The sequence below is a fragment of the Herpetosiphon geysericola genome, from assembly GCF_001306135.1.
Classification (GTDB): Bacteria; Chloroflexota; Chloroflexia; order Chloroflexales; family Herpetosiphonaceae; genus Herpetosiphon; species Herpetosiphon geysericola.
Map to the genome: position 1 here is coordinate 1 of NZ_LGKP01000039.1, position 10,936 is coordinate 10,936.

The window sequence follows — 10,936 nt, forward strand, 5'->3', positions numbered from 1 at the left end:
TTTAATTTTTATTGTTCAAACGTTCAAAATGAACACAAACCCACGACAGAAATCATCCTTCTGTCTTCTGTCGTCAATTTCAACCAAAATTGATGAGCATACGCCACCCTTGGGCAGTTCTGTAGCAATAAAACCGCGAAAAACTCACAACAGAATAGCTCATACCGTATAAAAAGTAGCTTTTTGAGGCTATTTTTACTGCTTTTTAATGTTACCGTATACCAGTCCCAAAATCATACGCCGATACCTCGTAGGTCGTGCGGGCGGCCGTCTGGTCGAAGTATCCGAGGAGAACGGGCATCAGAAAGCCCTGAGCAACCAATCCGCCGTCGTCGGTGTACTCGGCTAGTCCGCGCTGATAGCGGCCCACGATATCGCGTACCCGCGCTGGGTCATACATGGTAGCGAATTCCGGCACGTCGAACTCGACGATCAGCAGGCGCTGGCCCAGGTCACGGAGCCGACGCAGCAGCCCCGGTCGTTCCTCGGGTGGAATCGAGTGCAGGCTATAGGTGGCCTGAATGATTGTCCAGCCACCGTTATCGTGATGCGCGAACTCCTGCGCGGTGCCAGCGAAGGCATCGATGGGCCGTCCGATCGCTTCTAGGCGCTCACGGAGGTCGGCCAGCAGCGCTGCCGACGGCTCGACGACCCCCAAGCGGTCAATGGTTGGGGTCAACGCCGGAAGCAGGGCATGGCCATTGCCAACGCCGATATCCAGCACATCCAACCGCTCGTGTTCGGCGTAGGCGGCGCGCAGGGCTGCGCTCGTTGCCGCGTATAACGGGACATTGCCACCGCCGCCGATGAAGGCCGCAAACGCGTCGCCGCTGACATAGACATGGTGCTTGCCTTGGTGAGCCACCCGACCGAGGTAGGCCGCCGCCTCGGTAAACACTCGGTCGTCTGGGTCACCTGCCGCCGCCTGACGCGCCAACTCGGCGGCACGGGCGAGGTCTTGGTGGCCGAACGCCAGTAGTGCGCCATAGAACTGATCCAGCGGATCGGTGCCGATGGGCTGATCGGCACGGTATCCATGCTCCTGGTACGCGTCCCAAAGCTGCGCAAGACTCACCGTTACCTCCTCTAAAACAGAGCATAGAAGAACCCGTTCACGGCCCACACCGCAGATGTATCGTACCGAGCGTGGTCTGAATTGCCGATTCCAATGATTAAACGCGTATACGGTCGCGATTATCCGTTATTGGGGTTCTTCGCGCCAGTAACAATCTCCTGCGCGACAGCCATAGAAAATACGGCTGTCATAGTCATCGGCCTCAAGAACCGCATCGAAATCGGCGGGTGGCGTGGACTCGATCAGGGTAAGGAGTGCTTCTGCTCCGCGTATCGGTTCATCCGTCGTCGCGGGCATAAACCCGCCAAAAGCTGGTCCGGTCGGTCCTTCATAGGCCGTCATAATCCACGTCTCGCCGCGATCATTCTGGACGGAAAGGACATAGGAAAAGGCGTTTTCCGCATCGGTGGAACTGCTTAACGGCTCGCCAAACAGGGCCAAGAGCGATCCCCGAAAGCGGGCACGATAGGGTATCTGCAATGTTCGTTGGAGCATATCAATGGGCATGCGTGATGTTCCAGACCGCGCCATGTCATCCGTCAGCGGCGTAAATGTAAACCGATCATCGCGCTCAGGAATACCACCCGTGGCGGTGGGGCCACAGCTGCCAAGCAGCGCGAGCATACAGAGCATAATCCAGCATCGGTGTCGCAGTGTTTGTCGCATTCTTGTGTCTGATTCCTCACCCGGCTCGGCAGTCGATAGGGTCGCATCCAGCTGACCCCGGACTGCACTGAAGCTGGCATCGATGAGTGTCTTCATGGAGATTCCCGCTTAAGCCTGATCCCAGCGCACCGTGGGCAGGGAGACCACCGCCTGCATCCGCTGAAAATCGCTATCCATCGAGACCAGCGTGAGCTGATATTGGAGGGCAATCGCGGCAATCCAGAGATCATTTTCCGAAAAGCCCAGTTGGTGGAGCGCGGTATGCCGTTGTTTGGCTTTTTCCTTCGGGCCAAAGTGCTGCAAGACGGCGGCCTTGAGGCTGCCATAGGTATGGGCTGTAATCTGGTCAATCGAGAAGATCGTGATTTCACGCAAGAAGGCATCGACGGTGCGGCGATTTTCGGCACGCCGTGCTGACCGTTCGGCCATGAGAATTAATTCACCTTGCACAATGACACAGGTCATGACGGGTGTTTGGCCAATGGTGGCCAAGTGCTCCAGCACGATGGGATTGCCTTGGAGAATCAGGCTGCAATGGTTGGTATCCAGCAGAAACATTAATCGAGACCCGCCAGTCCACGCAGTTGGTACACTTCTGCCAATCGCTCATGCTGATCATCTCCGGCCCATCGACCGCGAAAGGTGGCAAGCGACTGTCCTGTGCTTGGTGCTGGCTTTAAGGGTCGGGGTGTGAGTGATGCCGCACGGCGAGCAGCCTTCTGATCCAAGACCCGCAGGCGCTGCGGTGATTTTTTTGAACTTTGGGTCATGGGAATCCTCCGTTGGTAGCACGCTGGTAATGGTGTTATTTTAGCATGATTCTGCTAGCATCAGCTCTATCATCCGCTCGATTTTTCACAGGAATGATACGGTTTTCTGCTGCCAGAGCAGCCTCACTGGGGATGATGGGTTCTGATACAAACGACAAAATCAGTACCCTACGTATCAAACTTGCCCGAAAATATACGAGTCATTATTAGGAGAAATCGTCGGTTTCTGCGCCCATGCTACCGCTCGTCCAATGGGTGTCCGCAACCATCGATAAGGAGGTGGGGTGGAGTGCTGAATCCGCCGCAGGATCGTCCGAGACCATTGTCGGTGGGTTCATGCTCATCAAAATTTACTCCTATGTAAATTTTTCTATATATTCCTAACAATTGTATATTGACATAGGTATTATGATTTGTTAGGATTGCAGATGTATCTTATAAAAAATTATTTGACGCTTAATGGTATATATTATCATTCAGTATCTAGATCATAGTATGCTATAGAAAGGACGATTATGAAAAGAGGCCAATGGTTAATTATAGCAATTATTAGTGCTATAATGTTATTGAATCCTAATAGTATTTATGCACAGACTCCTCTTCCAACGAGTGATCCAACTATTGAGCTACCAACAGCACTCCCCACAACTGATCCACCCGTTCTTACGCCTATCGAGACACCAACAGCACTCCCCACAACTGATCCACCCGTTCTTACGCCTATCGAGACACCAACAGCACTCCCCACAACTGATCCACCCGTTCTTACGCCTATCGAGACACCTATTCCAACGGTTATAGAAGGTACTATGAGTCCAACATCAGAAAGTACTATTGTTCCTACTGTTGAATCAACAAATACGCCTCCTACGGCTACGGTATCCATTTCGCCAACGATAATTGTACAACCTACATCTGTTGCTACGCCGGAAATTAAGCCTACAATGCGCCCTCCTACTCCGAGAAAGGTTAATCCATCGCTTCCTCGTACCGGAAGCAACCAATCTGGATATATTAATTGGATTAGTATTGTAGGCTTAACAACTATACTCATAGGATTCATAATTCGGGTTAGAAGTAAATATAGTAACAAAAAATCTCAGAACAATTAGTTATTTATAAATTAGAGAAGCAACATCATGTTGCTTCTCTAATTTATAATCGTGTAAGTTCATTTATAGGCATTATGGGAATTATGCGGGGAAAATATGAAGCAACTTACACGATTTGCATATGTTATTTTTATATTATTAAATGGATGTAGTTCATCTAATAATCCTAATAGTATTGATATTATTATTCCCGAAAAACTTTCTCCTGCTTGTTCACCAACAGCAAGTACTGATGGAAGTGTTCCATTACGAGATAAATATGGGTTTATTCAAAAAGTAGTAGTCACAAAAGATAATGCGTCGTTATACCATAATAATAGCGATAACAGTATTAAAGGCTCTGTTCCACTATGGACATTCCTTGAAGTTTATGAGCGAGCTTCTAATAGGTGTCTCGTCGGCTTTTTTGGACAAGGCCCTCTTGGATGGATTGATCAAAACTATTTGTCTTCTTGGACACATACAGTTGCTGTAAGAGTTAAAGAAGGTGTACTACCTGGACAGGCAGTATATTACGAATCTATAAATAGGGAGGGACTAACAGGATCAAGATATACGTCTGGTGATATGGGGCCACTTGCAATTCTTCCTGTATCCGATGTTCGTTTGATAGCTCCGACGAAAGATGGCATACAACAACGAGTATATCAAGTACTGGCTACTTATCTTTCTACAACAACTGATGAACATATAGCAATGAGTGTGTGGATATACCCAGATCCAAATGTATTTGAATTTGTTGTTATGTCAACTAAAGAGAGCTTGACAGAGGCTCAGCAACAAATTGTTTTTGCACAAAAACAACTTCGTCTAGAAGATGAGGTTGCAATTGCTGATATATTAGCAAGCACTAGCCTAGAGGCTCAAGGTATGGGGCGAGATCAATCAACCGATGTCCATACTTTTCTTAATTTGTGTAGTCAACTTCCTCTTATAACATCAAATAATCCTTTAGAGGCTACACAAGATGAGAATAAAAAAAACGTAACACTTCTAGAATATAATCGATCTGGTGATGAAATTACTGATATATTACTAAATTGGGGCTCGGAGTCAGTACAACCAATTCCTGCGAGTGTATTTCCTTTTATTCCAACAAATGAAAGGGAATATTCGCCTTGTAGAAGTTAATCGATTTAGGAGTTATATAATGAGTATACCTAATATAAATTTAGTTAATATTACGAAGAAGGCTTATGAAGGGTATTTCATTTTTAGATGGAGTAAAAGAAATATTATTTCTGATTTGTCATTAGATATCCCATCAGGCTCAAAAATATTATTAGAAGGAAAAAATGGATCAGGAAAAAGTACATTACTAAGTATTATTTCTGGTATAAATAAGCCGGAATCGGGGAAAGTATTAATTGATGGTAAGAATTTATATAACGATATAAGATTATTACATTATTATCGAAGGTATATGTGTGGACTTGTTACACAATCTCCTAGTATGATAGATACTTTGAGTATTATAGAAAATATAAAAATGCCATTACTATTTCATAATAAATTGTCAAATATAAATATAGATAAACAGATATCATACTTGATAGAAATACTAGGATTAAAGGAATTTATTCATAGATCAATAAACAAATTAAGTCCGGGGCAAATACAACGTGTGGGTATTGCTCGTACATTCATAAGTGACCCAAAAATTATATTAGCTGATGAGGCATATAAATCAATAGACGCAGAATCTAGAAAAGTATATTTTAATCTTCTTTCTAGTGAAATAGAAAAAGGTAAAACAATTATTATAGTTACACATGATGATTTATGGAAAAAATATTTACCATGGAATATCTTTAGCACAATAAAGATAAATGATGGGATAATAGAAAATAATAACTCCAATGAAATAGTTGATAGCGAAATAGTTGAATTGATAAATCAAATGAAGCTATTGAAGAATGAAATAAATGAGATAATGGGAATTAATTATGAAAATAAATTATTATTAGATAAATATAATAAAAGCATACCTTCATTAATTAAAAAAGTAAAAATAAAAACAAGAGAATTATATTTATCGATAAATTCACCAGAAGGTAAGAATAAATTTATTAATGATATGGATGTAATTGATAAATTAATGAATGAACTAATATCAATTCATAAGAAAATTAAAGGAGGCTCAAGATGAATAGAATTAAAATATATATATATTTCATCAAGTCAACGTATAGGCAGTTTAAATCAGTGGCGACAGTATTGCTATTATCATTTTGTGTTATTTTATCCATTTTATTGCTCGATGCAGCAATAAATGCAGAAACTTTCATAAGAAACATAATTAGCAGCGAATATAATCTGCAATTAATAAGGATTATATCTAAATCAGATAATTCAATCATTAATTCAAAAGATATTGAAATTATAAACGATACTGATAAAGTATCAAAGGTTGACCCTTATTTCTCATTTCTTTCACTGCTGGAATATAAAGATGAAAATATAAGGTCAATACTTATAGGTATGAACCCAAATTCACAAGAGTTAAGTGATCTTACAATTAGTTATGGACGAAATATTTCATCAAATGATATAGGTACTATTGTAATTACTGAAAGAACACTTAGAGCTATGGGTATTACTGATCCCAGTAAAGTTATTAATAAGTCTTTAATAGTAACTCTTAGGAGACCAGTAAGCAATCCAGTGAATAATACCTATGTTACACCTTCTGAACCAAATATAATTAAAACTCCTGTAATTATAGAACCTACCTCTATACAAGACAATGATATTAATATACCAAGCCAAAATTCTTATCCTATAACACCATCACTTGGTATTACAACTATACCTCAAAGGAATTCCTTGATTGACGTGACAGCGCCAATATCGGATTATATAATTTTATCTACTGATGATGAAATATCATATCAACTACTTATAGTTGGGGTAGCGGCTAGAGCCCCATCAGATCGAACTTATATACCTATGACTCTTGCATTAGAAATAGCCGCTTGGGAAGTTCATGATACCTCATTATCAATAGTAAACAATCGAGGTTACACAGGCATTCAGGCAATGGTCTCGGGAATCGAGAATGTAAGCGAAGTTCAAAAAAGACTATCGTCGTTGGGGTTTATTGCCGTTTCAGCACTCGATAAAGAACAAGATGCACAAAAAATAGTTTTATCGATAAAAAATATACTTTTCAACGGGTGTTTGTTGGTAATTTTTATATCAATTTTACTAACATTCTTTACTATAAAGAGTACAATCAATTCTTCTAAGAAGAAAATAGGAACAATAATTATGCTTGGAGCTAATAGAATTGATGTTTTTGTGATAATATTGATTATATCGTTTTGCTTGTCTATTCCTAGTAGTTTAATAGGAATATCAATATATATACTTGTAAATAATTATATATATTATCAAATATTTAATGTATATAAAGATGTAATATATAGTAAAATTGATATATTTTTATATATAGGAGCAAGTATTCCAATCATCATCGGATTACTTGTATCTATTATAATATTTTATTCAATAAAACGTTATCAAGTTTCTGATCTTATATTCACAAGAGAACAATAAATATAAGGAATTATTAATAGCTATGAATAGTAAAAATATTATATCAATACACATATTATGTCAATTTATTCTTCTGTCTATGATTGCTCTTATACCTGAGCTTGGACCAAATCTTAGAACATTAGGATTACTATCTGGGCCATCCTTATTAATGATTTATACCACAGACGGTATATTAATAAAATCTTATAAAGTGTTTCATGAAACACTAACTATTCGTTGGCCTATTATATATATAGGTGTTTGGTATTTAATTTGGTTCACTTGGGTTTTCAGTTTAAAGAATCGTAATATCGAAATATTATGGGATATTTCATTCACATCTAGCATAGTAGTTTCTATATTAATTATTATTTATATAATTATCGAAGGTGATAATAAAACTTCCCCCGTATCCATGGTAATAATAACGATTCTTAGTTTTGTGATAGGTTTATGTTTACTGACAATTGTTCCATCTTATCCAATCATATATAGAATTTATAAATATTGGGGAGTGGTGGAAGGAGCTATCTATGGATTGTTAACAGGATGTATTGTTGGTTGGGTTACATCTTGGATAGGCAGAAAATATAGGAATATACCCTAATACTAATTATTATACGGTCCTTAAATTTATAGAATTAATAAATTGTTGTATAGTAGGTATCTATTTTCAGTCTTTATTTATATTATGATCCGCACCAACCCATCCTTAACCAACTCCAAAGCACCCGAATCCCAACGCACCTCAACCTGAAGCCAGCCACCGCGCCCTGTGAGTGTCCCCGTGCGGCCATCTTTGGTATGCGTGACCACCGCCCCCACCTGCGTGATTAGCTCTAAGTGCCGCGTAATCAGCGCTTGATCATTCAGTGAGTCAAACGGCTTGGGAATCCAGCGCGAGCCGTCGCGTTTCCAGACGAGCAAGCCCCGCCGCATCAGCGTGATGCCCGTGGCCACTTGTTCCTCCAGCGTGGGAGCCGTCGCCATCAGCGTTTCCAGCCGCGCAGGCTGGCCGTTTTGTGCTTGCCAGAGTTTGAGCACATCAATGGGAATCGCATCGACGGTGGCCCGCAGCGCTTTCAGCTGCGCTTGAATCTCCGCATGCTCAAGCACTACCCACTCCAGCCGATTCATGGGCGTAACCCCCTGAATCGTATCGCGGACTTGGCTGGCACTTTTCCACGCCTCGACGACCAGCGGCACGGTGCTGCCCGTTGGTTCACCCGTGATGAGGCCCAACTGCACGCGGTCGGGTGGCGCTGCCGAGCCAAGCACCAAGACAATCTGGCCAATCGGCACGACATCCCAGCGATCATCCGGCTGCGGTTTGGGCGGTGCGGCCACGTTCGGCTCGCCACTCTCGAGCACCGGACGCGGGGTAAACACGGTTTGGCTGCCGAGGCGCTTGGTGCGGAAGTGGCTGCGGGCAACACTTAACACCCCCTCGACGAGTGGTCGCAAGGTGGGCTGATAGGCCGTGCCATACCAAGCTGCGCCCAGCTCGATGGCCGTCCACGGGCGCGCCGGAATCCCATTGGCGGTGGCAATCGCATACAAATCCGCCAGTGTGGGCGCAGGCTTTAGCGGCGTGGGTTCGGCCATCGGCTCAACAACCGCCGGAGTCGATTCATGCAGATCCAGTCGTTGCCCCGCCTGCACACTGAGGGTCGGCGCACGGCGGGTCAGGGTGACGACATCGCCCGCAGCGGGAATCGCCACCGCCAGCTTTTTGAAGCGCGCCGCAAGGTGGCTGAGCGCATCGCGATCGCCATGGACTAGCACGAGTTGCTGGGGCTGCACGAGGCGAATCACCTGTTCCAGTTGGCCCAGATCCGCATGGCCCGACAACCCATAGCGATAGACCGGACAGCCCAGCGTGACCCGTTGGCCATTCAGGGTGATGGTGCCGCCCTGGGTGGCTTTGAGCATGGCCGCGCCTGGCGATTCTTCGTCCTGATAGCCCGTGAAAATGATCGCATTGCGTTTGTCTTGGGCTAATTTCGTCGCATACAACGGCGCTGGCCCACCCGTCAGCATACCCGACGTGCTGATGATAATCGCTGGCTCGTCACTCGCAATCACGCGCGGGCGCATGCCCTGATGCACGGCCAGCACCCCAAAGGTCGGATCAACGAACAACGGGCGCTGGCTATTCGTCAAGAACTTTTGCAGCGCCGGATGCAGGTCATGCGATTGCTGCTGATAGGCTTCGCATACGGCTTTGCACATCCCATCGACATAGATCGTCACGGGCGACACCACGCCGGAGGTGCGGAAGGCTTTGAGAATCAGGATGAGTTCTTGCGCCCGCCCGACGGCAAAGGCCGGAATGAGCACCCGCCCGCCCTGACTAATGACTTGCTGAATCGTGGCCACCACGTTCTGCTCTTGGTCTTTGCGCGAGGTGTGACTGCGGTTGCCATAGGTTCCCTCGCAAATCATCATGTCCACTTGTGGAAGCGTATTGAGGTCAACGCCCGTGATGGTGCGGTGATGGCCGACCGAAATATCGCCCGTATGCAGGACACTGCCCCATGGGCTGGTGATATGGAGCATGCCCGCGCCGAGGATGTGGCCCGCAGGCAGGTAGGTCACGGCGATTTCTTGGTTGGCGGCCACGGGACGCAATTCCTGATGGAAAGCCACCGGAATAATGCGCGCCAGCGTTTCCGTCACCATCGCTTGGTCATACAAGGGCGTTTCCAGTTCGTGCGCGAGGTGTTCCTGTTCCATAATCCGCGCACTATCCAAGAGCAAAATCCGCATCAGCGCGATCGTGCTTTCAGTGGCATAGATCGGCACGGTGGGAAAGAGACTGGCGACGAGTGGCAGACAGCCCGTGTGGTCAATGTGGGCGTGCGTAATCAGGATCGCATCGAGCGAAAAGGTTTTGAGGGCTTCCAAGTCGGGTGTGCGGGATTGGCCAGGGCGGGCGGCAGGACGCATGCCCGCATCGACGAGGATATGGCGCATGCCCAGTTTGAGGATGCCACACGATGCGCCGACTTCTTGGGCGCCGCCAAAGGGGTGAAAACTGATCATGGGGAAAGCTCCTCTCAGCCAGATAGCGATAATTGATTACCCAAATAATCAATCTCTGCTTTCTATTCTAATACGCTGGCGCAAGACACTTTTCTGTTGCTGATACATTCGTCTTGCTATCTGTATATTGTGATTTTGTTTTGAGGGTAAGCTTGGAGTAGATGTTCCATAGCGCATATAAATAACGTGCTTATCAAGCAACTCTCTAATAAGGGCTACCTCATTATCAATGAGCGGCTCTATTGTATGATGACTATAGATAACCTCTCGTGCTTCATTGATCTCAATTTCTCTTCGATATTTACGTAAAGCAGCATTGTCAGTGGCCAAAACTACAAATGGCACAATTGTTGTCATGGCTATATGTAGTTGTGAGATTAGTAGTTCATCCCGTTTTTTTTTTCAGCCTGCCGTTGCTCCAAAGGATGCGCTAGTAGTCTTACAAGCGATTGAGGCATTGCAAATCCAATAATAATTAATATAAGAATAATAATTTTGCTATAGTGATAAAATGTCGTAAACAACGTTCTATTCTCATCACCATATAAAATTGAAACAATTAATCCTGCTATAACTAGTCCTGATGATACCGCACCCACTAGGGCTTAAACGCACGGCCCCCCGAAACATGGCAGCGAACATCTGTACGTCTATTAACGATGGCAAACCTGTCTATCAACCCCGTAGTTTGTTGCGACGCCACAAGCGAATCTCCGCGTCACTGGTGG

The 10,936-nt window shown here is 44.7% G+C and carries 10 protein-coding genes; 4 read left to right on the plus strand and 6 right to left on the minus strand.

Annotated features, from left to right (window positions below; all coding sequences use genetic code 11):
• Positions 1-211: 211 nt before the first annotated feature.
• The 4 genes from SE18_RS23805 to SE18_RS27310 all read right to left on the minus strand — a co-directional run bounded on the left by SE18_RS23805 (position 212) and on the right by SE18_RS27310 (position 3,565).
• Positions 212-1,075: a class I SAM-dependent methyltransferase gene (locus SE18_RS23805; protein ID WP_054536985.1), complete on the minus strand. Its 864-nt coding sequence runs from the start codon at positions 1,073-1,075 to the stop codon at positions 212-214.
• 126 nt (positions 1,076-1,201) lie between these two features.
• Positions 1,202-1,837 carry a hypothetical protein gene (locus SE18_RS28055; protein WP_054536986.1) on the minus strand — a complete coding sequence of 212 codons (636 nt, stop codon included), beginning with the start codon at positions 1,835-1,837 and terminating at the stop codon, positions 1,202-1,204.
• Positions 1,838-1,849: 12 nt separating this feature from the next.
• Positions 1,850-2,299, minus strand: coding sequence for a type II toxin-antitoxin system VapC family toxin (locus SE18_RS23815; RefSeq protein ID WP_054536987.1), 450 nt, complete (start codon positions 2,297-2,299; stop codon positions 1,850-1,852).
• Between the two features lie 795 nt (positions 2,300-3,094).
• Positions 3,095-3,565 carry a hypothetical protein gene (locus SE18_RS27310; protein WP_152976742.1) on the minus strand — a complete coding sequence of 157 codons (471 nt, stop codon included), beginning with the start codon at positions 3,563-3,565 and terminating at the stop codon, positions 3,095-3,097.
• A 154-nt stretch (positions 3,566-3,719) separates the two neighbouring features.
• Here SE18_RS27310 and SE18_RS27315 point away from each other — a divergent pair, with 154 nt between their 5' ends.
• From SE18_RS27315 to SE18_RS27320, 4 genes are read left to right on the plus strand one after another with little or no spacing between them, the layout of a single operon-like run.
• Complete coding sequence (locus SE18_RS27315; protein WP_152976743.1) at positions 3,720-4,754, plus strand: hypothetical protein; 1,035 nt, start codon at positions 3,720-3,722, stop codon at positions 4,752-4,754.
• A gap of 19 nt (positions 4,755-4,773) precedes the next feature.
• Positions 4,774-5,772, plus strand: a complete 999-nt coding sequence (locus SE18_RS23825; RefSeq protein WP_054536989.1) for an ATP-binding cassette domain-containing protein — start codon at positions 4,774-4,776, stop codon at positions 5,770-5,772.
• On the plus strand, positions 5,769-7,181 hold the full coding sequence (locus tag SE18_RS23830) for an FtsX-like permease family protein (protein WP_054536990.1): 1,413 nt from the start codon (positions 5,769-5,771) through the stop codon (positions 7,179-7,181). The genes SE18_RS23825 and SE18_RS23830 overlap by 4 nt, the downstream gene beginning before the upstream one ends.
• Before the next feature lie 22 nt (positions 7,182-7,203).
• Entirely contained in the window at positions 7,204-7,770 is a 567-nt protein-coding gene (locus SE18_RS27320; RefSeq protein WP_152976745.1) for a hypothetical protein, read from the plus strand.
• 77 nt (positions 7,771-7,847) lie between these two features.
• On the opposite strand, the gene SE18_RS23835 is transcribed toward SE18_RS27320, so the two are convergent.
• Complete coding sequence (locus SE18_RS23835; protein ID WP_054536991.1) at positions 7,848-10,208, minus strand: MBL fold metallo-hydrolase; 2,361 nt, start codon at positions 10,206-10,208, stop codon at positions 7,848-7,850.
• 48 nt (positions 10,209-10,256) lie between these two features.
• A complete protein-coding gene (locus SE18_RS27325; RefSeq protein WP_152976746.1) occupies positions 10,257-10,565 on the minus strand; it encodes a hypothetical protein in 309 nt (102 codons plus the stop codon).
• Between the last annotated feature and the right edge of the window lie 371 nt (positions 10,566-10,936).